The organism is Microbispora bryophytorum (genome assembly GCF_043197435.1).
In the GTDB taxonomy this organism is placed as follows: domain Bacteria; phylum Actinomycetota; class Actinomycetes; order Streptosporangiales; family Streptosporangiaceae; genus Microbispora; species Microbispora bryophytorum.
Genome location: NZ_JBICTF010000007.1, coordinates 152,691 through 175,367, shown reverse-complemented (window position 1 = coordinate 175,367; position 22,677 = coordinate 152,691). Strand labels below are relative to the sequence as shown.

General features: G+C 66.9%; 21 protein-coding genes and 1 tRNA gene. 8 read left to right on the top strand and 14 right to left on the bottom strand.

Annotated features, from left to right (window positions below):
• Positions 1-6: 6 nt before the first annotated feature.
• From ACGFIB_RS24980 to ACGFIB_RS24960, 5 genes are read right to left on the bottom strand one after another with little or no spacing between them, the layout of a single operon-like run.
• Positions 7-1,821: a peptide ABC transporter substrate-binding protein gene (locus ACGFIB_RS24980; RefSeq protein ID WP_393375336.1), complete on the bottom strand. Its 1,815-nt coding sequence runs from the start codon at positions 1,819-1,821 to the stop codon at positions 7-9.
• Between the two features lie 28 nt (positions 1,822-1,849).
• On the bottom strand, positions 1,850-3,874 hold the full coding sequence (locus tag ACGFIB_RS24975) for an ABC transporter ATP-binding protein (RefSeq protein ID WP_393375333.1): 2,025 nt from the start codon (positions 3,872-3,874) through the stop codon (positions 1,850-1,852).
• A 5-nt stretch (positions 3,875-3,879) separates the two neighbouring features.
• Positions 3,880-4,797, bottom strand: a complete 918-nt coding sequence (locus tag ACGFIB_RS24970) for an ABC transporter permease (protein WP_357245500.1) — start codon at positions 4,795-4,797, stop codon at positions 3,880-3,882.
• Positions 4,798-4,816: 19 nt separating this feature from the next.
• A complete protein-coding gene (locus tag ACGFIB_RS24965; RefSeq protein ID WP_357245502.1) occupies positions 4,817-5,764 on the bottom strand; it encodes an ABC transporter permease in 948 nt (315 codons plus the stop codon).
• 4 nt (positions 5,765-5,768) lie between these two features.
• Positions 5,769-7,631, bottom strand: a complete 1,863-nt coding sequence (locus tag ACGFIB_RS24960) for a peptide ABC transporter substrate-binding protein (RefSeq protein ID WP_393375327.1) — start codon at positions 7,629-7,631, stop codon at positions 5,769-5,771.
• Positions 7,632-7,935: 304 nt separating this feature from the next.
• Between ACGFIB_RS24960 and ACGFIB_RS24955 the strand changes: the two genes are divergently transcribed.
• Positions 7,936-8,112 carry a GNAT family N-acetyltransferase gene (locus tag ACGFIB_RS24955; protein WP_393375324.1) on the top strand — a complete coding sequence of 59 codons (177 nt, stop codon included), beginning with the start codon at positions 7,936-7,938 and terminating at the stop codon, positions 8,110-8,112.
• Between the two features lie 655 nt (positions 8,113-8,767).
• Here the strand turns inward: ACGFIB_RS24955 and ACGFIB_RS24950 are convergent.
• A complete protein-coding gene (locus ACGFIB_RS24950; protein ID WP_393375321.1) occupies positions 8,768-9,424 on the bottom strand; it encodes a TetR/AcrR family transcriptional regulator in 657 nt (218 codons plus the stop codon).
• A gap of 75 nt (positions 9,425-9,499) precedes the next feature.
• Here ACGFIB_RS24950 and ACGFIB_RS24945 point away from each other — a divergent pair, with 75 nt between their 5' ends.
• On the top strand, positions 9,500-10,915 hold the full coding sequence (locus tag ACGFIB_RS24945) for an MDR family MFS transporter (RefSeq protein ID WP_393375318.1): 1,416 nt from the start codon (positions 9,500-9,502) through the stop codon (positions 10,913-10,915).
• A 271-nt stretch (positions 10,916-11,186) separates the two neighbouring features.
• On the opposite strand, the gene ACGFIB_RS24940 is transcribed toward ACGFIB_RS24945, so the two are convergent.
• From ACGFIB_RS24940 to ACGFIB_RS24930, 3 genes are all read right to left on the bottom strand, one after another.
• Complete coding sequence (locus ACGFIB_RS24940) at positions 11,187-11,438, bottom strand: GntR family transcriptional regulator (RefSeq protein ID WP_393375315.1); 252 nt, start codon at positions 11,436-11,438, stop codon at positions 11,187-11,189.
• Positions 11,439-11,927: 489 nt separating this feature from the next.
• On the bottom strand, positions 11,928-12,245 hold the full coding sequence (locus tag ACGFIB_RS24935; RefSeq protein ID WP_393375312.1) for a helix-turn-helix domain-containing protein: 318 nt from the start codon (positions 12,243-12,245) through the stop codon (positions 11,928-11,930).
• Positions 12,242-12,604 carry a type II toxin-antitoxin system RelE/ParE family toxin gene (locus ACGFIB_RS24930; RefSeq protein ID WP_393375309.1) on the bottom strand — a complete coding sequence of 121 codons (363 nt, stop codon included), beginning with the start codon at positions 12,602-12,604 and terminating at the stop codon, positions 12,242-12,244. The genes ACGFIB_RS24935 and ACGFIB_RS24930 overlap by 4 nt, the downstream gene beginning before the upstream one ends.
• 36 nt (positions 12,605-12,640) lie before the next feature.
• On the opposite strand from ACGFIB_RS24930, the gene ACGFIB_RS24925 reads away from it, so the two are divergent.
• Complete coding sequence (locus ACGFIB_RS24925) at positions 12,641-13,228, top strand: transposase family protein (protein ID WP_393375306.1); 588 nt, start codon at positions 12,641-12,643, stop codon at positions 13,226-13,228.
• Positions 13,229-13,737: 509 nt separating this feature from the next.
• Positions 13,738-16,680, top strand: a complete 2,943-nt coding sequence (locus ACGFIB_RS24920; protein ID WP_393375303.1) for a SpoIIE family protein phosphatase — start codon at positions 13,738-13,740, stop codon at positions 16,678-16,680.
• A gap of 138 nt (positions 16,681-16,818) precedes the next feature.
• Here the strand turns inward: ACGFIB_RS24920 and ACGFIB_RS24915 are convergent, their stop codons facing one another.
• Positions 16,819-16,947, bottom strand: a complete 129-nt coding sequence (locus ACGFIB_RS24915) for a hypothetical protein (RefSeq protein ID WP_357027974.1) — start codon at positions 16,945-16,947, stop codon at positions 16,819-16,821.
• Positions 16,948-18,074: 1,127 nt separating this feature from the next.
• Here ACGFIB_RS24915 and ACGFIB_RS24910 point away from each other — a divergent pair.
• Positions 18,075-18,506, top strand: coding sequence for a GNAT family N-acetyltransferase (locus ACGFIB_RS24910; RefSeq protein ID WP_357245524.1), 432 nt, complete (start codon positions 18,075-18,077; stop codon positions 18,504-18,506).
• A gap of 343 nt (positions 18,507-18,849) precedes the next feature.
• Here the strand turns inward: ACGFIB_RS24910 and ACGFIB_RS24905 are convergent, their stop codons facing one another.
• A complete protein-coding gene (locus ACGFIB_RS24905) occupies positions 18,850-19,101 on the bottom strand; it encodes a GntR family transcriptional regulator (protein WP_256862548.1) in 252 nt (83 codons plus the stop codon).
• Between the two features lie 111 nt (positions 19,102-19,212).
• Between ACGFIB_RS24905 and ACGFIB_RS24900 the strand changes: the two genes are divergently transcribed.
• Positions 19,213-19,491, top strand: coding sequence for a hypothetical protein (locus tag ACGFIB_RS24900; protein WP_393375299.1), 279 nt, complete (start codon positions 19,213-19,215; stop codon positions 19,489-19,491).
• 331 nt (positions 19,492-19,822) lie between these two features.
• Here ACGFIB_RS24900 and ACGFIB_RS24895 read toward each other — a convergent pair whose 3' ends face one another.
• Positions 19,823-20,419 (bottom strand): histidine phosphatase family protein, encoded by a 597-nt coding sequence (locus ACGFIB_RS24895; RefSeq protein ID WP_393375296.1) that lies wholly within the window; start codon positions 20,417-20,419, stop codon positions 19,823-19,825.
• 171 nt (positions 20,420-20,590) lie between these two features.
• Here ACGFIB_RS24895 and ACGFIB_RS24890 point away from each other — a divergent pair, with 171 nt between their 5' ends.
• The gene (locus ACGFIB_RS24890) at positions 20,591-20,728 is read left to right on the top strand and encodes a hypothetical protein (RefSeq protein WP_393375293.1); all 138 of its coding nucleotides are present in this window, start codon (positions 20,591-20,593) and stop codon (positions 20,726-20,728) included.
• A 67-nt stretch (positions 20,729-20,795) separates the two neighbouring features.
• Here ACGFIB_RS24890 and ACGFIB_RS24885 read toward each other — a convergent pair.
• Positions 20,796-20,867 (bottom strand) — tRNA-Lys (locus tag ACGFIB_RS24885).
• A gap of 126 nt (positions 20,868-20,993) precedes the next feature.
• A complete protein-coding gene (locus ACGFIB_RS24880) occupies positions 20,994-22,151 on the bottom strand; it encodes an acyl-CoA dehydrogenase family protein (RefSeq protein ID WP_393375290.1) in 1,158 nt (385 codons plus the stop codon).
• 85 nt (positions 22,152-22,236) lie between these two features.
• Between ACGFIB_RS24880 and ACGFIB_RS24875 the strand changes: the two genes are divergently transcribed.
• Positions 22,237-22,677: a PspC domain-containing protein gene (locus ACGFIB_RS24875; RefSeq protein ID WP_142574546.1), complete on the top strand. Its 441-nt coding sequence runs from the start codon at positions 22,237-22,239 to the stop codon at positions 22,675-22,677.

The following is a 22,677-nucleotide window of genomic DNA, read 5'->3' as shown; positions in this document are numbered from 1 at the left end:
TGCCTTTCAGCGGGAGAAGTACCAGTTCTCGGGGTCGAGGTTGAGCAGCGGGCTCTGGCTCACCCCGCCCAGATCGGATTTGATCACCGAGACCTGGTTGTCGGCGTTGGGGAGCCAGATCACCGGGAGCTGCTGCGCGAGGTAGTCCTCGTACGTCAGGAACGCCTGGCCGCCGGAGGACGTCTGCACCGCCTTGATGTTGGCGTCGTTGACCGGGTCGCTGTAGCTGCCGGCGTTGACCCCCGCTCCGGTGGCGAAGATGGACTCACCGCTCGGGTAGGGCGAGCTCCAGATCCACGACGGCGACCCCCATTGGGCAAGCTGCCACGTGCAGTGGGCGCCGGAGCAGGCGCTCGCGTTGGACACCACCTCGCTCGCGGACGCCTGCCCGAGGTCGAGGACCACCCCGATCCGCGACAGGGCCGACTTGTAGGCCTTCATCTCCTGATCGAGGTACTGCACGCCGTTGATGTACTGGAGGCTGAAGCGCAGCGGGGCGCCGGCGGCGATCCCGGCACCGCACTGCCCGGCACCGGTCCCCGGTTTGGCACATGTGCTCACACCGTCCGGCGTGACCGTCCAGCCGTGGTCGCTCAGCAGCTTCGCGGCGCCGGCGGGGTCGTAGGGGTAGACGCCGCTCTTCACCAGAGGGCTCAGGAAGGCGCTCGCCGGCTGCGCGGGCACGGGCCCGTTGGTCACCGTGCCGGCGTTCTTGAGGAACGTCCGCACGTAGCCGGGCTGGTCGACGAGCTTCTGCAGCGCCTGACGTACGTAGAGCTGCTTGAGGATCGCCCCGTTCTCGGCGTTGTTGAAGTTGAGCACGATGTAGGAGATCGACCAGGACGGCCACGCCCGCACCGTGTACCCGAGCGCCTCCAGGGCCTTCGTCTGGCTGATGTCCGACAGCGGCAGATACCCGTAGGTGAGGTCGCCGGAGCGCAGCACGTTGAACTCGGCGGCGTCGGAGGTGAACGGCTGCATCACGAACTTGTCGATCCGCGGCTTGTTCGTCCCGCCGTACCCGGGGTTCGGCACCAGCTCGGCGTACCCGTCCGGGCGGAACTTCGACAGCTGCCAGGCGCCGTCCACGACCTTCCACAGCGGGTTGGCCGCGTAGCCCGCGAGGTCTCTGGACTGCGCGTCGAGGAACTTGTACACCGCCTTGGCGCCGGCCGTCGTGGTGTCGTGGTCCCCGACCGCGCCGCCCGCCGACGTCTTGTCCCACACGTGCTGCGGCACCGGGTAGATCTGGGAGAGCTGCGTCTGCGAGAACCACGTCTGCGAGTACGCCTTGTCCAGTTTCAGGCGGACGGTGTGGTCGTCAGGGGTGCTGACCTCGGTCACGTTGCGCGGGAAGCTGCCCGGGATGGCCAGCGCCCACGAGTCGATGTTCGCCCGCAGCAGGTTGATCCAGAACACGACGTCCCGGGCCGTGACCGGGGTCCCGTCCGACCAGCTCGCCTTCCGCAGGTGGATGGTGACCTCCTTGTCGCCGGCGGAGTAGACGGGCGGGTCGGCGAAGGAGCGCGCGTCGTCGAGTTCGACGCCGCCCTTGTTCCCGTACGTGTACAGCGGGGGGTACATCAGGCCCTGGAACTGGATGTTGGTCGGGAGGTCGTACGCGAGCGACACCAGCGGGAAGATGTAGTTGACCGGGCCGGACGCCTGGTTCTCCGCGAACGTGACCGTCCCCCCGGTGACCGGCGTCCCGGTCGACTTGGCCGGGGTGGCGGGCGCGGGCCCGCCGGTGCAGCTCGCCAGGGTCCATACGGCCGCGAGGGTGAGGACGATGCCGAGCCAGTGCCTTCGTCGGTGCCGCATGGGGATGTCTCCCTTGATTTCAGGCATGTCAGCGGGGGGTCAGCGGGAAGTGGCAGGCCACGCGCCGCGCGTCCGGCCCGAGCTGGGCCAGCGGCGGCTCGGTGGTGGCACAGATGTCCGCGGCGATGGGACACCGGGTGCGGAACCGGCAGCCGCTCGGCGGGTTGGTCGCGCTGGCGATCTCCCCGTGCAGGACGTTCGCCCGCCTGGTCCGCTCGATCGGCGGATCCGCGACCGGCACGGTGTCGATCAGCGCCTTGGTGTACGGGTGGGCGGGGCTCTCGTACACGGTGGCCGCGGGGCCGACCTCGACCAGCTTGCCCAGGTACATCACGCCGATGACATCGGAGATGTAGCGGACCACCGACAGGTCGTGAGAGATCACCACGTAGCTGATGCCCGCGTCGCGCTGGAGGTCGCGCATCAGGTTCAGGATCTGCGCCTGGATGGACACGTCCAGCGCGGACACCGGCTCGTCGGCCACCACCAGCTCGGGCCGCAGCGCGAGCGCGCGGGCCAGCCCGAGCCGCTGCCGCTGCCCGCCGGAGAACTCGTGCGGATAGCGCCGCGCCGCCGCCCGCGCCATGCCGACCTGGTCCAGCAGTTCCTCCACCCGCGCCTGCCGTGCCGCGCGATCCGCGGACCGCTGGACGCGCATGGGCTCGGCGAGCACCGATCCCGCCCGCATCCGGGGGTCCATCGCCGCCGCCGAGTCCTGGAACATGAACTGGATCCCGCGCAGCTTGCGCTTACGCTCCGCCCCGCGCAGCCCGGCGAGGTCGTCACCGTGGTACAGCACCTGTCCGGACGTCGGCCGCTCCAGACCGGCCAGGATCCGGCCGATCGTGGTCTTTCCACAGCCGGACTCGCCCACCAGCCCGAACGTCTCACCCGCCCGGATGCTCAGGCTGACCCCGGCGACGGCGCTGACCGTTCCCACCTGGCGTTGCAGCACGCCCCGGTTCAGCGGGAACTCCTTGTACAGGTCGACGAGCTCCACCACGACCGGCGCGTCCCGCTCGGAGACCGCCGGCGGGGCCACCGCGGGCCCGGCCGACGCGCCCGGAGCCGCGGCGACGTGCTCGATCGGGACGAAGCAGTGGTAGACGTGACCGGTTCCCTCGACGGACGCCGGTGGATACTCCGCGCGGCATCGATCGGTCACGTGGGCGCAGCGCGGGGCGAACGGGCACGCGATGATCGGCGCGGACAGGTCCGGAGGCTGCCCCGGGATGCTGCGCAACGGCTCCCCGGCGTTCACGGCCCGCTCGGGCAGCGCGTCGAACAGGGCGGTGGTGTACGGATGGCGTTCCTGCCCGTAGAGCTCGTCGGTGGTGGCCGTCTCCACGACCCGCCCGGCGTACATGACCGCGACCCGGTCCGCGTACCCGGCCACGACGCCGAGATCATGGGTGACCAGGATCACGCCCATGTCCAGCTCGCGCCGCAGCCGGTCGATGACCCCGAGGATCTGCTTCTGGATCGTCACGTCCAGTGCCGTCGTCGGCTCGTCGGCGATGAGCAGCTTCGGCTCGCAGGCCAGCGCCATCGCGATCATGACGCGCTGCCGCATGCCGCCGGACAGGTGATGCGGGTAGTCGTGGATCCGCCGCGCCGCCGCCGGCAGGCCGACCTGGTCGAGCACCTCGACCGCCCTGAGGACCGCCTGCTTCTTGGAGACCCGCCGGTGCAGCCGTACCGCCTCGGCGACCTGGTCACCGATGGTCATGGTCGGGTTGAGCGAGGAGAGCGGGTCCTGGAAGACCATGCCGACCTCCGCGCCCCGGACGTGGCGCAGCGCCTTCTCCTCCATCGGGACGAGGTCGCGGCCGTCCAGCAGGATCCGTCCCCCCGCGACCCGCCCGCCATGGGGGAGCAGGCGCATCACCGACAGGGCGGTCAGCGTCTTGCCGCTGCCGGACTCGCCCACGATGCCGAGCACCTCACCGCGGTCGACGTGCAGGTCGACGCCGTTGACGGCGTGCACCGTCACGTCGCCGGAGCGGATGTGGGTGTGCAGGTTCTCGATACGCAGCAACGGGTTCGCCGTCATTCCGCTCAGCCCCTTACCGTCCGCAGCCGGGACTCGAACGAGTCGCGTACGGCGTCGCCGATGAAGTTGAAGGCCACCACCGTGAGCACGATCGCCACACCGGGCGGATAGATCAGCCACCAGTAGCCGGAGTAGCTGTAGTTGACGCCGTCGGAGAGCATCCCGCCCCAGTCGGCGTCCGGGGGCGGCACGCCAAGCCCGAGGTAGCTCATCGCGGCGATCGCGAGGATCGCGTCGGCGATCTGGAAGGTCACGTTCACGGCGATGGTGCCGATCGCGTTCGGCAGCACGTGCTGGAACAGGTTGTAGAGGCCGCCGCCGCCCATGCCGCGTGCGGCCTGCACATACTCCCTGACCTTGAGGGTGAGTGTCTCCCCGCGGATGAGCCGGGCCGGGATCAGCCAGGACACCACCGCGATCACGATGATGAGCACGGGCTTGGACGGCCGGAAGATCGTGGCCATCAGCAGCAGGAAGAACAGCGTCGGGATGGAGAGCAGCACGTCGGTGACGCGCATCATCAGGCCGTCGAGCAGTCCCCCTGCGTACCCGGCGATCGCCCCCCACACGCTGCCGAACAGGGTGGCGATGACGGCCGCGGCCAGGCCGACCTCCAGGGACGTCTGTCCGCCCACCATCAGCCGGCCGAGCTCGTCGTAGCCCACGCTGTCGGTGCCGAGCGGATGCCCTGAGCCCGGCGCCATCGTCACCTGGTCGAGATTCGTGTGCACCTGGTCGGTGTGGTAGACCAGCGGCCCGACGAAGGAGAACACGACGATCAGCACGACCAGCGCGAGGCCGACGACCGCCAGCCTGTTCTGCACGAAGACCTTCAGCGCCGACCGGAACGGCGAGTCGTGCGCGCCTCGCGAGGCGGCCGGAACCTCGGGTGGTGGGGGTGTCTGCGCCTCGATGAGGGTCATCTGTCTCTCCTCGTGCCGTTCATCGCGCTGCGCGGATGCGGGGGTCGACGACCGCGTACAGCAGGTCGGCGAGTAGCGACCCGAGCGCGGTGGCCACGCCGACCACCACGGTGGTGCCGAGCAGGATGGGGTAGTCCTGGGTCTGCGCCGCGTTCCAGAACAGCAGGCCCATGCCGGGATAGTTGAAGACCGATTCGACGACCAGCGCGCCGCTCACCACGACCGGGAGCGTCAGGCCGATCATCGTGATGATCGGCAGCAGCGAGTTGCGGAGCACATGGCGGAGCACCACGATCGTCGTGGAGGCGCCCTTGGCGCGTGCGGTGCGCACGTGGTCCTGGGTGAGCGTCTCGATCGCCGATGAGCGCGTGTACCGGGTGAACAGCGCCACCGTGACCAGCGTCAGGGTGAGCACCGGCAGCACCAGCCCGCCCGGGTGGGCGAGCACGTCACCGAAGCCGCCCTGGGGGGCCTGCGGCGGGAACATCCCGAGGTCGATCGAGAAGAAGATCACCAGCAGGATCGACAGCCAGAACAGCGGCATCGAGTAGAAGACGAACGCGACGCCGGTGACGGTGTAGTCGGTGAGCCGGTTGCGCTGCACAGCCTGGAGCAGGCCGAGCGGCACGGCGATCACGAGGGCGATCAGGTTCGCGGCGCCGACGAGCAGGAGCGTCTTCGGCAGCCGGTCGGCGATCAGGCTCGACACGGTCTGGTTCTGCTTGTAGGAGTAGCCGACGTCCCCGGTGACCAGGTGCGTCAGCCACACCCAGTACTGCGTTACCAGCGGCTTGTCGTAGCCGTTCGCGTGGTCGAACGCCATGATCGCGGCAGGTGTGGCGCGCGGTCCGAGGATCGCGCGCGCCGGGCCGCCCGGCAGCAGCCGGGTGAAGACGAACACCACGATCGTCACGCCGAGGACGACGAGCACGCTCTGCCCGAGGCGCCGGAGGGTGAACCTGGTCATGTCGTCATCCCTGCTCGGTGAAGTACCACTTCTCCGGCGTGAGCGACAGGCCGGCGGACGGCTGCGGGATCGCGCCGCCGAGGTCGCTCTTGATCGCGGAGACCTGGTTGGCTTCGGTGGGCATGAACAGCATCGGCACCTGCTCGGCGGTGTAGGCCTCCCAGTCGGTGAACGCGGCCGGGTCGCTGTCGGTGGTCGTGGCCGCGACCTTCGCGTCCATGGTCTTGTCGCTGTAGCTGCCCCAGTTGCCGACCGCGCCGGTGGAGAAGGCGACCTCGCCGCTCGGGTAGAAGTCGGGCGCGAACTGCCAGCCGGTGCCCCAGTACGCCATCTGCCAGCCGCAGGACGCGTCCGACGGCTTGCACGGCGTGATCACGCCGAAGATGTCGTTGGAGGGGGCCTGGGAGAGGTTGAGCTCGATGCCGGCCTGGCTCAGCGCCGACTTGAACGCGCGCATCTCCTGGTCGACCTCCGGGACGCCGGAGGAGTAGACGAGGTCGAAGCTGAGCTTCTGGCCTGCGGCGATGCCCTCGCCGCAGTGCCCGGCGCCGGTGCCCGGGGAGGTGCAGGTCGTCACGCCGCCGGGGGTGACCGTCCAGCCGTTGGCCGTGAGCAGCTCGGTGGCGTGCTTCGGGTCGTAGGGGTATTGCGGTGTCCTGCCCGCGGCGCCGAGATAGAGCGAGTCCGGCTTCGTGGGCACCGGGCCGTTGTCCGGGGCGCCGTTGCCGTGCAGGATCGCGGAGATGTACTGCGGCTGGTTGATCAGGCTCTGCATGGCCTGGCGGATGTAGAGCTGGGAGAACACCTTCCCGACCTTGGGATTGTTGTAGTTGATGGGGAGAATGTTCATCGACCAGAGGTACCAGGGGTCCACGGTGTATCCCAGGGCGGTGAGGGCCTTCGCCTGGCCCATGCTCGTCTGAGGGATGTAGCCGTAGGTGATCTGTCCGGCGCGCAGCGCGTTGAACTCGGCGGCGGCGGAGGTGAAGGGCTGCTCGACGAACTTGGCCAGGTGGGGCTTGTCGGTGCCCGAGTACGCGGTGTTCGGGACGAACTCGGCGTACCCGTCAGGCCGGAACTCCGACAGCTTCCACGGCCCGTCGACCACCTGCCAGAGCGGGTCGTCGGCGTAGCTCTGCAGTTTGCGCGCCTGGCCGTCGAGGAACTTGTAGACGTCCTTGGCCGAGGCGGCCTTCAGGTCGTGGTCGCCGATGGGCCCGTCGGCCGACGTCTTGTCCCAGGCGTGCTGGGGCATGGGGGTGATCTGGCTGAGCTCGTTGAACGTGAACCAGGTCGGGTTGACCGGGGCGTCCAGGGTCAGGACGATCTCGGTGTCGCTCGGCGTCGCGACCTTCTTCACGTCGTCGGGGAAGAACCCCGGGACGTACTGGCCGTAGTCGGCCGAGTTGGCCCGGAGCATGTTGATCCAGAACGTGACGTCCCTGCTGGTGATCGGCTTGCCGTCCGACCAGTTGCCGGGCTTGAGCGTGATGTCCACGACGGTGTTGCCCGCGCTGTACTTCGGCGGCTCGGCCAGGCTCAGGTCCTCGTTTAAGACGATCTTGTCGCCGTCGCCGAACCAGTAGAGCGGCCGCCACATCAGGTACTGGAACTCGTTGATGTTCGAGGTGTTGAAGTACGCCAGGCTGTCCATCGGAAAGATGTAGTTCGGCGCGGTGCCGGGTGCCTCGGCGAACGTCGCCGTGCCGCCTTCGCGCGGTACGCCGGTCGCCGATCCGGTGGGCCGACCGGGCGAGGCGCCGCCGCCGGTGCAGGCGGCGAGCAGCCAGCTCAGAACGAGCACGGATCCGACCGCCGCCAGACGCCGGCGCGGAGCCGTCCGTAGTGACGGCAAGTTAACGCCCATGGGGACCACCTCATGTCTTGCAGGCAGGGTCGTTCGAAGATCGCGGAGCAGAGTCGACATACCTCCACCCGGGGTCGTGGAGGAGAGGCTAGCCCTATCGCTTGATAGGCACAATAGGCCGGAGAACGTTACTTTTAGAAGCCAAATATATGTATGAGCTGGGACTTTGCCCTCACCAAGCGCGTCAGGCCCGCGTGACGAAAACCTTAATGATCTTGGCTGGGCTGTTCACCTCGGCCCGCGGCCTACGGCGAACCGGCCTGAGATCACGCTCGACCGTCCGGCCTTCTCCGGTGACGGTACGGTGATCAGGCTGGCCGGTCGCCTCGACGACGGTCAGATCGCCGGCACGGCCGTCGCCTGGCTGAGCCATGGCTCGCTCACGCTGCACTTCGTCGGAACCCAGCCCGAGTATCGCCGGCGCGGCATCGGCGCCGCCATGATCCGCACCGTGGGCACCTTCGAGTTGATGCCGTTCTGAGCCAGGCCCGGCTGGGTCACCTCTCCGCTATCCGCATCCTGGGCGCAGGCGACGGCCTTCACAGCATCGTAAATGTGGCCGGTGCGCGCACTGGGTGTCGTAGCGGACGCGCCGGAAAGGCGGCATGGCCCGCACGTCTCCACCGAAAAATTGCGGGTCAGATGGGGATGTGGAGTGGTGGACCTTCCCAAGCGATTCTCAAACACCCGTCCGGCGTTGCGAACCCTGATTTCCCGTGTTCTCACGGGGGCGGCGTCCGCGAGCGCGGGTGTCTGAGGTGAAAAGCGCGCGGTGGCACGATCGCCCTGAGCCACCAGGTGATCGAGGAGTTCTTCGACGCCGGGGACGTTACGCCCCGGCCATCGCTCGCTGGGAACGCATCGTTGGAAGACCCGCACCAGCGCCAGCCATCCTGAACGACGCGGCACAACCTCGGCCGGCGCCGGTCTTCGTGAAATGGCTAATGGGGCTCGATGAGGGATGGGTGACCCACTCGCTGATCGGGCTTACGCAGACCCGGCAGCTCACCGCGCTCGGCAACGGGGTTGTTCCGCTCCAGGCGTTACACAGGCTCAAAACGCTGCGGCGTGGGCTTGGCCGATTTCATCAAGTCTGATCGTCGATGTTGGTATCCGTCCTTATCTGCCCGTGACCGTCACATTCGGCGCTGAGCTGCGTAGGCGCGCATGAACGTCCGTACGCCCTCTGTCATGGTGCGGCGAACGCTCTTTAGGTCAAGATTGATGGGATCGGGCTGGCTGTTGTTGACCAGAAGCGTCGTCAATGCGTTGAGCTGATCCGCCGCGAGACGAGAGTCGGGGGCATTGAGGAGGCCTCTCTCGTGAAAGTGCGCCAGACGCTCTCCGATCGGGTCCTCCAACATGGCGGAAAGGAGCAGAGGACTTTCCAACTCGGGGAGTTGAACGCGCTGCTCTCCCATGAGGGTGAACACGGTGGCGTAATCGGCCGACGCAATCACGTTTTCGCCAAGGTCGATGGCGAATGCCGTCAATGCGCTCTCAAGTTCCTGGGCTGTGCCGATGGGGGGATCATCGGAGAGGTGCTCGGCCAGAGCTTTGCGTAAGGAACGCACAAGCGATTCCGCGGCGTCCTCAACGACACCTTGCAAGAGCCGCCGCTTGTCGCCGTAGTAGTCGTAAACGGTGCGTTTGGAGACCTTTGCCTGCGCCGCCACGGCGTCCATGCTGGTGCGCTCGAAGCCATCGCGCAAAAACAGGTCTCGCGCCGCTGCCAGGATTGCGGCGCGCTTGACGAGGGAGCCCTCGCGCACAGGCTTGTCGATCGCGGTCACAACTCACCCACCCTTCCGGACACCATCCTACACTCGGGAGTTTACCAGCTACACTGCACGGTGTAGTGTGAGTGCATGACTTCCGCTCCACATTCCGAGAGCGCGACTGCGCCTCGGCTCACCGCGGTCACGTTGGTGCTCGTCCTTGGTGTCATCACCACCCTCCTGGACACCACCATCGTGAACATCGCCTTGGACCATCTGCATACCTCCTTTCATGCCTCCATCGCTGATACCCAGTGGGTCGTGACCGCGTACCTGTTGGCCTACGTCGCCGTCATCCCGGTGTCAGGCTGGGCCTCGGAACGCTTTGGCACCCGCAGGGTTTGGATGTTCTCCGTCGCCGCGTTCCTCCTCGGATCGCTGCTCTGCGGGATCGCTCCTTCGCTCGGCTCACTCGTCGGATTCCGCATCTTGCAGGGCATCGGTGGCGGAATGGTCATGCCGGTGACGATCACGATCCTCACCCGTGCGGCCGGCAGAGAGCGCATCGGTCAGGCGATCGCGACGCTCGGATTCATCGGTCAGATTGCACCGATCCTCGGCCCGCTCATCGGCGGCTCGATTATCGACTCGATCGGCTGGCGTTGGCTGTTCTTCGTCAACCTCCCGATCTGCGTAACCGCCCTCGTCCTCGCGCCGCTATTCCTGCCGGTCGGTCATGCAGACTCCACGCATTCACTCGACATCCTGGGGTTCCTACTCCTGACCACAGGAGTGGTCGGCGTCGCCTACGGGGTAAGCCAAGCGGCCGGGATAAAGGGATTCGCTGCCACAGGGTCGTGGCTGCCGCTGGCCGTCGGCGCCGCCTTCATCGGTGCCTATACGGCGTACTCGCTGCGCGCCAAGCGACCTGCTCTCCTCGACGTGCGGGTCTTCGCCCGGCGCAGCTTCGGGCTCAGCAGCGTAATCACCTTCGTTAGCGGCTTCTCCCTGTACGCCATGATGTTCCTGCTGCCGCTCTTCTACCAACAGCTACGAGGCAACTCCGTCTTCGCCACCGGTCTCCTCTTGATTCCACAAGGACTTGGAACGATGTGCTTCATCCTGGTCAACAAGCGGCTCGCCGGGCGCATCGACACCCGACTCGTCATCGCTGGCGGCGTCATCCTGGCCATGATCGGAACCCTGCCGTTCGCCCTCAGCGGCTCGACCGGGGGCGGGGCGCTTCTCTTGGCAGGGCAGTTTCTCCAAGGCTTCGGCAATAGCGCAGTCTCTCTTCCCGTCATGACTCTCGCCTTTACCGGCCTTAGCCACGCCGAAACGCCTCGCGGTAGTGCGGCTTTCAGCGTCGTCCAACGAGTCGGTGCCCCTTTCGGTGTCACCGTCATCGCCGTGATCCTTCAGAGCTACCTGAGCGGCTCGAACGGATCACCGGAAGCGTTAGGAAGCGCCTACAGCACAACGTTCTGGCGGGTGCTCATCCTCAGCGCCATCCCACTGCTGCTTGCCTTCTTCATCAAGACGTCGAGAACAACACCAACGGCATAGGCGGATGGCGAACTTGCATCCCATCAGCTCAGCCGGCGCAGACCTCGACAGCGCAGGACCACGCACAGGCCAGGGCCGTAAACGCTGGGTCACCCGCTGGAAGGCCGCCCTCAACGCCTTCGCCATCACCTTCGAAGGCCGGCTGTCCCCGGCCTCCCGATAGAAGAAATCATCCACGAGTTACACCGTCGACTGACTGGACGGACCCCGATGTGGGTCTGGCGACGTTGCCGTCAACGGTTGCCGTCAGCTCCCGCGCCTCCGGGCCTGGTCACTCGGGCTCGTCGTGCTCTTCCGGGGCTGTGACGAGGCTGCCCATGCCGGGCTCGGTGTGGATCAGGCCGTCTGCCCTGAGTGCTCGCATGACCTTCTGGCCGGTGGCGTTCGCGATGCCGAACTCTTCGATCAGGGCGACGAGTGATGGGATGCGCTCGCCAGGCTTGTACTCGCCGGAGCCGATACGAGCCTTGATGATCTCGTGTACCTGCCGCCACCTGGGCTGATTGGCCTTGAACTCCACCACGCGAGCAACGGTAGGAAGCCATTGCACGCCGTGGCGATGGACAGCACGCTATAGCTTGACCATGAGCACCTACGCCCGCGTGTTGCCTGAGCACCAGGCGACCGCACTGGACAAGCTGGAAAAGGCGCTCGGGGGACTCGCGTAGGACGTTGCCGTCAACCGTAGCCGCCAACAGCCCCTTACGATCACGCTCGCAGGACTGTTTTCGCAGGTGGGGCGCCAGGGACTCGAACCCTGAACCGACGGATTAAAAGCGCCCTTGATCAGTGTCGCGCGGTATTGTACCGCGCCCTTTCGCGCCGTTTCATCCGCGATCCTCCCTGTCGCTCTGCCGGGTAATGACACCGCGTTCCATGCTGTGTCGGGGTCAGGCGAGCAACCAGCGAGCGAACAGGGATCGCTTGACGATCGCCGGGGTACTCGCGCACCCCACGCAGGGTGGTCGCCGCAGTCGGCCACGGCACCCAGCATGACGTTTTGACGAGTTGGTCAAGCGATCGCGGCGATATCACCGTCATCGAAGTAGATCGACTGGTGGAGTCGGCCTCCGAGAGCGGCTGCGTAGCGGGCCAGGATGTCCAGGCCAGAGATCTTGCCCTGCTCGATCTGAGAGACGCGCCCCTTGGTGACCCCCATGCGCTCGGCCACCTGCTGCTGAGTCAGGCCACGGCTGCGGCGGATCTCCGCCAGCCGATGCCCCTGGACCTCGGCCAGAAGCTCCCGCTTACCGGCTTCGACCGCTTCCTCCCCGCCGGCCCGCTCGACATGCTCCGCCCGGATATCCTTCCAGCGAACGTACCCGCTCATCTGCCCTCCTCCTGCTGAGCGCGCTCCTTCAGGTAGACCTCAAACCGGTGCTCGGCCAGCGGAATGGCCTCCTCGTACCAGCTTTTCCATCGCCCGGCCTTGTCACCGGTGACCAGCAGGATGCTGGAGCGCCACGGGTCGAAGGCGAACAGGATGCGTACGGTCCCGGGCCGGAGTTCCTTGAGGTTCTGAATGGACGACCCACTGATCGTATCCACCAGCGGCCGTCCCAGCCCGGGGCCGCCTTCGGCGAGCGCGTCGATTGCCTGCACCACTCTGGTGTGGGTGGCGTCGTCGAGCTGCTCGATCCATTCGCGGACCTCGGTCACGACGTAGACGTCCCATTCCGCTCCGGCCACCTATGAAGTATAGCAATAGGTATACCTAGGGGGTCCATGAGGTCGTGTCCTGTCTTTGCCGTCAGCAGGCCGGGTGGCTCCGGCCATCGTTCTGGCGGCTCCCGGCACCAGCGCGGGCTTGAGCACACCACCTGCGGTGACCGCACGTCCGCTCCCCACCCACGATGCCAGAGTGCGAGCGGGCGGCGAACACGGCACAATCAATCGGCCCCGGACGGCTGGCCGCTGTGGGTATCCGAGGTCCGCCCCGGCCGCGAGCACGACATGACCTGCGCCCGCCGCCACGGCATCATCACCGCCCTTGCCGCCATCCGCACCGACCTGCCGGCCCTGGCCGATCTGGGCTATGAAGGCGCCGCCGACGTCGTCCGCGTCCCGCTCAAGAAGAAGCGCCACCAGCGCCGGCTCAGCGATGACCAGCACACCTACAACAAACTGCTGCGCGGCCTGCGCGGCGTCGGCGAACGCGCGAATACTCTGCTCACGGTCACCTTCAAGGCTCTACGCCGGGTCAGCCTCGATCCCTGGCGCATCGGCAAAATCATCCAGGCAGCGCTCGTCCTGCTTCATCACGAGCATGACTGGACCATGTCGCCATCACACAACGTGATCTTCAGTTACTGAGAACAGCTCATTGACCTGACCGCCTATCAGGAGAACGACCTGGCCTCCCACCAGGAATTCCGGTGACCATACCAGGAATTCTGTTGGCCACCCATCTGGAGAAATCTGGCCACTCAACTAGAGAACGGCGTGTCCGCTAGCACAGGACCTAGTCGACTGGGTCACGCGCATGGCATCCCGCCACACACTATGAGGGGAAGTTCAGCGGGCGTAGGCCACCATTTCAGCCAGACGGGCGCGCTGACGCTGCGCGATCGCCGTGGGCCCTTGCCTTAGGGCGCCTCGCCTGTCCCGGGCGAGCTGCCGCATCGGGACGATACAGCCCACCCCCGGACCCCGTCTTACGCGCAACCGACGGCGCTGAGTGGAGCGTAAAAGGCAGACGACATTTTCCTGATTCTGGTCAAACTCTCTCATGAACCCGCAGAACATTAGGCAAATCTGAAGGAAAGGTATGCCCGGATCGGGCAGAATTGTACTAGAGAGAGCGGGGGAGGATGAAGCTGGTCATGAATGTCGCCGACCGCGAGGACCTCACCCTTCTCGAGCGGGCCCACGAACGTTTCTGCGCCGGCGAACCCGTCGAGAGCGGCGTTCGGCCCTGGGTGCTGACCTCATGGGAGCGCAGCCGGCACTTGGGTGTCGCGTCCTACCATATGCCCCCCGTGTACGACTCCGACGTCGACCTGCACGGCAGGCTCGCGCAGGCGGCCACGCCCGTGCTCGACGAGCTCGAAGCCCGCCTTTCCGGCATCAAGGTGGCCGTGGTCCTCGGTGACGAGCACGCCCGGGTGCTGCAGCGCCGGGTCGGCGAGCCGGCGCTCCTGCGGGGGCTCGACGACAACCAGGTGCTACCCGGCTTCGAATTCTCCGAGCAGGCCATCGGCACGAACGGCCTGGGCACCGCACTGGCCGAACGGCGTCCCGTCCTCGTCTGGGGCCGGGAACACTACCCGGACTCCATGAGCGGGCTGGTGTGCGCGGGCTCGCCCATTCGCGACCCGATCAGTGGCCGCGTCGAGGGCGTGCTCAACCTGGCGTGCCTGGACAAGTTCGCCGACCCGGCGATGCTCGGCGTCGCCGTGAACGCGACCGACCGCATTGAGGAATGCCTGCTCGAACAGATCTCGCAGCGGGAGCAGGCGATGCTGCGCGCGTTCCTGGAGGCCCGGCGCCGGGGCGGCGAAGTGGCCGCCGTCACCGCCCAGCCGATCGACCGGGCCGGCCCGATCCTTTCGCACGACCGGCTACGCCTGCTGGAGAAGGCCACGGAGCTGATCTCCGCCGACCAGGCGATCGTCGCGGTGGTGCCGTTGTCGGGGGGCCGCACCGCCACCCTGGTCAGTCGCGTGATCGAGAATCCCGCCGGAACGCGCGGCATCGCCGTGGAGGCCATCTTGACCGACGGCTCATTCTGGCACGTGACCTCCGGCTCCCGTGGGGATCACGGTGGCGCATCGACGACGCGCCGAGGACCACTCGCCCGAGCGGCCACACCTGTGCCCGTCCACCAGCCCCCCACCGCCGAACCCGCCATCGCCGCTGGTCCGGCAGCCACTGGTCCGGCATCCACTGGTCCGGCCCCGCACGTCCCGGAATCTCCCCTGACAGCTGCTCCTCTCCCGGGCGCCCCTGTTTCCGACACCGCGGCCGATCGGTGGTTGCTCGCCGTGGGCGAGCCCGGTGTCGGGCGGCTCGCCGTCAAGGCGCGCGAACGGCTCAGCCTGATCTGGGAGGCCGGCTCCCGCGTCGGTACCAGCCTGGAGGTCACGCGGACGGCTCAGGAACTGGCCGAGGTCGCCGTGCCCCGCTTCGCCGACTTCGTCGCCGTCGACCTGCCCGACCCCGTGCTACGTGGCGACGAGCCCGGCGTGCTCGACGCCGGGCTGCGCCGCATCGCCCTCGCCACCACCCTGCGGAACTTCGACCTGGCAGACGTCGGCGCGCTCACCCACCCGCCGCCGACCACGCCGCAGGGCCGTTGCCTGGCTGACGGGCGGTCGGTGCTCGAAGCTGAGCTGGATACCACGTTCTGGTGGACGCCGCAGGACCCGGAACGCGGCCGGAGAGTGCGTGAACAGGGCATTCACTCGCTCATGGTGGTGCCGATGCGGGCCCGGGACGTCACGCTCGGCGTGGCGAGCTTCTACCGTTCCCGGCGCATGGGCGCGTTCGAGGAGGATGACCTGGCCCTGGCAGAGGAACTGGTCGGCCGTGCTGCGGTGTGCATCGACAACGCCCGCCGGTTCACCCGGGAGCACATCATGGCGGTGACGCTGCAGCGCAGCCTGCTACCCCGGAGGTTGCCAGAGCAGGACGCGCTGGACGTGGCCTGGCGGTACCTCCCGGCGGAGGCCGGGGTGGGCGGGGACTGGTTCGACGTCATCCCGCTACCCGGCGCCCGCGTCGCCCTCGTTGTAGGCGACGTGGTCGGCCACGGCCTCCACGCCGCCGCCACCATGGGCCGGCTGCGCACCGCGGTCCTCAACTTCTCCGTTCTCGACCTGCCGCCGGACGAGCTTCTGGCCCACCTGGACGACCTGGTTACTCGCATCGACAACGAGGAGAGCACCCGTGACGGCCCGGAGACCCACGAGTGCGAGGCGGTGACCGGGGCGACCTGCCTGTACGCCATCTACGATCCGGTGACCGGGGCGTGCACGATGGCCCGGGCCGGCCATGTGGGCCCCGCGGTGGTCCATCCAGATGGCACCGTCACATATCCGGACGTGCCGGTCTCCCCTCCGCTCGGCTTGGGCGGCCACCCCTTCGAAACCACCGAGCTGCGCCTGCCCGAGAGCTCCCAACTGGTGCTGTACACCGACGGACTGATCGAGGACCGGCACCGGGACCTCCAGGCCGGGCTGGATGAGCTGCAAGGGGCGTTGGAGGGGGCCGCGGGGCGCACCCCGGAGGAGACGTGTCAGGCGGTGATCGACACGACACTGCCGCCACACCCCTCCGACGACATCGCGCTGCTGGTGGCGCGTACCCGGAAGCTTTCGCCATCAAAGGTGGCGCACTGGGATGTGCTACCAGACCCGGCGGCGGTGGCCTCGGTGCGTACCGAGTGCGGGGCGCAATTGCAGGCGTGGGGATTGGAGGACATCGGGTACACCACGGAACTGATCCTCAGCGAGCTGATCACCAACGCGATCAAATACGGGACGCCACCGATCACAGTACGGCTGCTGCACAGCCGCAGTTTGACCTGCGAGGTGTCCGATGGCAGCAGCACCTCGCCACATCTACGCCGAGCGGCCACCACCGACGAAGGCGGCCGCGGCCTGTTCCTGGTCGCCCAGTTCGCCCAACGCTGGGGCACCCGCTACAACCCCCGCGGCAAAGTCATCTGGGCCGAACAACCCCTCCACGACGGCGCCGCTGCCGCCACCATGGACGACACACCTGCCGACACCCTCCTCGCCCAGTTCGACGACCTCACCCTCTAACTTGTCTTTTGACGTGCGCCACGAGCGCGGCGGAAGGTGAGGTTCGACTGGATCCGCGTCGCTCGCCTGTCCAGTGCCAGAACTGCAGATCTCCGGATAGGCAAAACGCCTGCCCGTGAACGGGCCGGCCGCCCTTGCTCACCGGCCGACCGGCTCGGGGAGTTCGCCGCCCAACGTGTCCGGCGCGCTGAAGGTGCCCTGCCGGTTGATCGTGTGCCAGCGCAGTCGTACACCGAGGATGGCCGTGGCCACCGACTGGATCACCACGAGGTACCTAGAGACTGGGACTGACTGTTTCCCGCTCTGGAAGCGAGACACAACAGCGGTTCCTTCTATCGCAAAGGACCAGGTCGTGCCGCATCCGATCGTCCCTCACCGTCATCCGACCTCTTCGGTTGGAAGGCTGCAGTCGTGGGACCAAGGTGGTCCGCCCTGCTGGACGAACGACTTCAGGCCAGGGCGAGGCCTGATGGTCCTGCGGCCCTGTGCCGCCCCGCTGGCGCGGGCGCAGAGGATATGCAGACGATCCTTGACGGCTGGGATGCCAAGTGGGAGGTCCGAGAGGTCTTCTGTTGACCGTCTTTGGGGTCTGGCCTGACGGAGGGCATCTAACGATCTACCGTGTCGCCCGGTCCGTGCCCGCGAGCGAACAACGAGCGACCAAACGAGATCAACTGCTCGCCGCAAGGTCCATCTTGACCGAGAAATCACAGGTCAGATGGGGTGTGGAGTGGTGGGGCGCCAGGGACTCGAACCCTGAACCGACGGATTAAAAGATCGATCTTGCGCCGTTCCGGGTAGTTCAATGCAGGTCAGGACGGGTGTGCGGTCTCTCCTGAACGCTCTCGGACGGCATGGAACTGCAACTGAAACTGCAACTGTGGACCTTGTGATCACGGCGCCCAGGAGCGCAGTGCCGACGGTTTCACAGGGGGTCGAGGACTTACATTGGCCATGGCCACTGACCTGGTATCTAGCCATAGCTCAGGCACCTTCCAGGCTTGATCATTCCGAACATGCTCCGGATCTCGAACGTGGCCTTACGCGACTCTCCCCCGCTTCTACGGGATGCGGTGTCTCACGTGAATGCTCGCCACCTGGCCTAGCGGTGGCTGCTCTGGTCCCGTACGGCATGAGCCATGATCCCCGGTGAGCCAGGGTGAGGAACGAACCCTGGATCTTCGATCGCCCCCGACCACGATGAACCTGGACCACCCCGTGGCGATCGTCGTCCTGCATTGGGACACTGCCTGACCTGACGAGCGGAAGTGCAAGCCTGGATGTGAATCCTGACTCCCGGTGCGATCATGGACTTTTCTGTGGCTACGTCAGCGAAGAGGTACGCGGTGTCGCATCTACGGATCCGCCAGGCAGCACCAGGGAGAGACGCTGCCTTGCTCGCTGAGATGAATCGTCACGTACATGACATCCACGTAGAGCATCGGCCGGACATCTACACGACCCCTTCGCTCGAGGATCTGACAGAGATGTTCGGAGACCGGCTCGATCAGGAGACGGTGCGAATCTTCGTCGCGGAACTCGATGGCGAATGCGTTGGCTATGCATGTGCGTCCCTGCGTCAGCCTGGCCCTACCCTTCTCACACACGCCGACTCGTTTATCGCTTTGGACCAACTGGCCGTGGCCCCGCTGGGGAGGCGTCATGGGGTTGCGACTGCGTTGCTGGAGGCTGTTCGGGATGCGGGACGGGAGGCGGGATGCCGACGCCTCCTTACGGAGGTCTGGGACTTTAACGAGGACGCATTTTCGTTCTACGAGGCGGCCGGGTTCGTGCCGATGAAGCGTTCCCTGGAGCAATCGCTGTAAGCGTCCTTATCGGCGAGTGAGGTCAGCTGCGTCGGTGCTCTACGGCAGGCGGCCCGAGGCGCCAGCGGCCGGGACCGGCCTCCGGAACGCATATCCCGCCGGAGGCCCTTCGATCGCCCCCAAGCACGATGTGCTCCCGGCCACGATGGAGGGTCTGCCCAGTTCATCAAGGGTGGGGCGCCAGGACTCGAACAGTGAACCGACGGATTAAAAGCTGGCCGACGCCCTGGGCACATGGTCTCTGAACTGGGGCCAAGCGTCCAGGGGAGTCCAGCCGCGCCCGGAGGCGTCTGGCGACGTTGCCGTCAACGGTTGCCGTCAGCGCACGCGCCTCCGGGCCTGGTCACTCGGCCTTGTCCCGATCTTCAGGAGCGGTGACGAAGCTGCCCATGCCGGGCTCGGTGTGGATCAGACCGTCTGCCCTGAGTGCCCGCATGACCTTCTGGCCGGTGGCGTTCGCGATGCCGAACTCTTCGATCAGGGCGACGAGTGATGGGATGCGCTCGCCAGGCTTGTACTCGCCGGAGGCGATACGAGTCTTGATGATCTCGTACACCTGCCGCCACCTGGGCTGATTGGCCTTGAACTCCACCACGCGAGCAACGGTAGGAAGCCACTGCACGCCGTGGCGATGGACAGCACGCTATAGCGTGCCATAGTTTTCTTTGCCAGGATGCAGCTCATAGGCCTGTGGGAGGAGAGCGAAGTGAGCAGCGAGAAGGCGGCGAGTGTCCCTGCCCTGACCGTCAGCGGACTGCGGGAGGCGTTCCCCGGCTGGAGCATCTGGCGAAGTTCGGCAGGACGCCTGTGGGCCACGCGCAACGGTCGCCTGACGAACGAGGACTACGACCGCGGCCTGTGCCAGACCATCGACGGCGATGACGTCGGCCAACTGGCCGAGGAGCTTCACCGGCAAGCCGCGCTGTCTGGTGATCTGTCCGACGGGAAAGCGCGGTGCTCTATCCCTCTGGACGCCTCGCGCTAAGCGGCATCGCGTGGACGTGAAACTGCGGGGCTTCCTCCATGACCCGGCGGACGTGAGGGAGGAGTCCCGATTGTCCAGGCTTCTCGCCGCATCTTCGGTGCGCTGTACCGGAGCCGGAGAAGCTGCTCTGGGTCTCTCAGCCTCGAGGGCCATACCGGGTCGTGGACTACCCTGCGACTGCGAGGCCGTGTTCTACGAGGCGATCTCCTGTGGCGGTATCCACCAGATTCACAAGGTGGTGCAGTCGGAACCGCCCAAGCATTGCTACGCGGGCGGCCGGCGGTTTGGCGAGGCTCGTCTCTGGTGGCATTCGGTCCTGCTGGGCAGGCTGTCACCGGGAAGGTCCGCCGGGTTCAGCTTTCTGCGGCCTGGGCCCGTGCTCGGGCCAGTGGGCAGGGAGCGTGTAGCACCACCCCTCTTTCCACCTGAAGGGGGCGTCAACCAAGTCTTCGATCGCGACTCCCGTCAGCAGACAGTCGAGCGCCCATTTGTTGGCCGAGTGGGCGATTACCAGAACGCGCGAGCCGTCCCAGTCGGCCGCCAGTTCGCGAAGGAAGTCACAGGTGGCATGGATGACCTGGCGGTAGCTCTGACCGCCGGGGAAGGGATCGTCGATATGACGCGCGCGCTGGGCCGCGAGTACGGTGACCGGGGAGCCGTTGAGCTCGCCGTAGTTACATTCGCGCAGTCGCGGGTCTTGGCGGATGGGGATCATTGTCTCGGCAAAGGCGATCTGCGCGGTTTCGACCGCCCGGTGCAGATCGGAGACGAAGACAGCGGCCAGGTCTGTGTCGCGACGACGGGCGCCGAGCTCGACTGCGAATCGCCGTCCCTGGTCAGAGAGCCTGCCCGGCAGCCAGCCGGTTGCGATGCCCTTCTCGTTGTCCTCGGTCAGCGAATGGGTCTCGTACACGATCTCGACTGCCATGTCGGCTCCACTCGATGGGTCGTGGCTTAGGCCGCCAGTGGGTAGCGTCCACCTCACATCGGACCGCCATGACCCACTAACCCGGCGAACCTTCCCGGTCGCAACACTAGTGATCGCCTCGTACGCCGTCGTCCCACCGCAAAGCGGCCGACGATCCTGCTCGCGCAGGGAGTGGACACCCGGACCATCATGGAGATCCTCGGCCACAGCACGATTGTGCTGACCATGAGCACCTACGCCCACGTGTTGCCCGAGCACCAGGCGACGGCACTCGCCAAGCTGGAGAAGGCGCTCGGGGGACTCGGGTAGGACGTCGCCGTCAACCGTAGCCGTCAGCAGCCCTTAACGATCATGATTGCAGAGCTGTTTTCGCAGGTGGGGCGCCAGGGACTCGAACCCTGAACCGACGGATTAAAAGTCCGCAGCTCTGCCATTGAGCTAGCACCCCTTGGTCGTGCCCCGCGGACCGGCCCGTGTCGCGCTGTGATCCGTGGAACACTCCCCATGATGCAGGGTACAGAGAGTACCGCGTCTTCGGCGACGCGATTGTCCCTGATCGCGGTGAACAGCGGCGTCAGTGGAAGGCGTCGAGGCCCGTGAGCGCCTTGCCCAGAGTGAGTAGATGCACTTCCTGGGTGCCCTCGTACGTGAGCACGGACTCCAGGTTGTTCATGTGCCTGATGACCGGATACTCCAACGTGACCCCGTTGGCGCCGAGCACCGTACGCGCCTCGCGGGCGACGTCGAGCGCGGCCCGGACGTTGGCCAGCTTGCCGAAGCTGACCTGGGTCGGCTTCAGCTTCCCGGCGTCCTTGAGCCGGCCGAGGTGAAGGGCGGTGAGCCCGGCCTGGCCGAGCGCGACGGCCATCCAGGCCAGCTTCTCCTGGGTGAGCTGGAACGCGCCGATCGGCTTGCCGAACTGCACCCGCGTGGTGGCGTAGTCCACGGCCGCCTCCAGGCAGGCCCGGCCGGCCCCGACCACGCCCCACAAGATGCCGTACCGCGCCTCGGTGAGGCACGACAGCGGGCCCTTCAGCCCTCTGACGCCGGGCAGCACCGCGGAGGCGGGCAGCCGTACGTCGTCGAAGTACAGGGAGGAGGTGACCGAGGCCCTCAGGGACAGCTTCCGGTGGATCTCAGGGGCGGAGAAGCCGGGGGTCGAGGTGGGGACGACGAACCCCCGGATGCCCTCGTCGGTCTGCGCCCACACCACGGCCACGTCGGCGATCGAGCCGTTGGTGATCCACATCTTGGCGCCGTTCAGGATCCAGTCGCCGGACGGGTCCTGCTTGGCGGTGGTGCGCATGCCGGCGGGGTCAGACCCGTGGTCGGGCTCGGTCAGGCCGAAGCACCCGATGGCCTCCCCTGACGCCATCCGGGGCAGCCACTCCTCCTTCTGCTCGTCCGAGCCGTACTTCCAGATGGGGAACATCGCCAGCGACCCCTGCACGGACACGAACGACCGCAGCCCCGAGTCGCCCGCCTCGAGCTCGCGGCAGGCCACGCCGTACGAGACGGCGTCGAGCCCGGCGCAGCCGTACCCCTGGAGGTGCATGCCGAGGAGGCCGAGCGATCCCAGGGCCGGGGCGAGTTCGCGGGCGGGGAACGTGCCCTGCTCGAACCACTCGCCGACATGGGGAAGGACCTTGCCGGAGACGAGTTCCCTTACGGAGTCCCTGACCATGCGGTGCTCAGGGTCGAGCTGGTCGTCGAGCGCGAGGAGGTCGTCCATGGCGTCAGGGTATCCGGGCGCTCTCGGGGTAGGGCCAGGGGGAATCCCGATGTGCGCCCATCCCCCGGAGAGGCACTGTGGAGGTATGAACGAGATGAACACCAACGGTTCGGTCAAGCAGCTCCGCCGCACTCGGAACGGCAGGATCGTCGCCGGGGTGTGCTCGGGCGTCTCCGAGTACACCGGCATCGACGCCAACATCCTGCGCCTCGGGCTCGCCGTCGCGAGCTTCTTCGGCGGCCTCGGCGTCGGCGTCTACGCCGTCGCCTGGCTTCTCCTCCCCGAGGAGGGCAAGAACACCTCCATCGTCCAGGACCTCATCGACAAGAACAAGGACGGCCACGTCTGGCAGGACGCCAAGGCCAAGTGGGACAACGTCCAGCAGGGCTGGAACCAGGGCGGCCGCCCCACCGGCACTCCCTACCCGCCGCAGGCCCCTCAGGCCCCGCAGGCCTCCGGCTACGAGCAGCACCCGTACGGCCGGCCCTCCGACGGCGACTCCCAGAACCAGGGTCCGCAGGCCTGA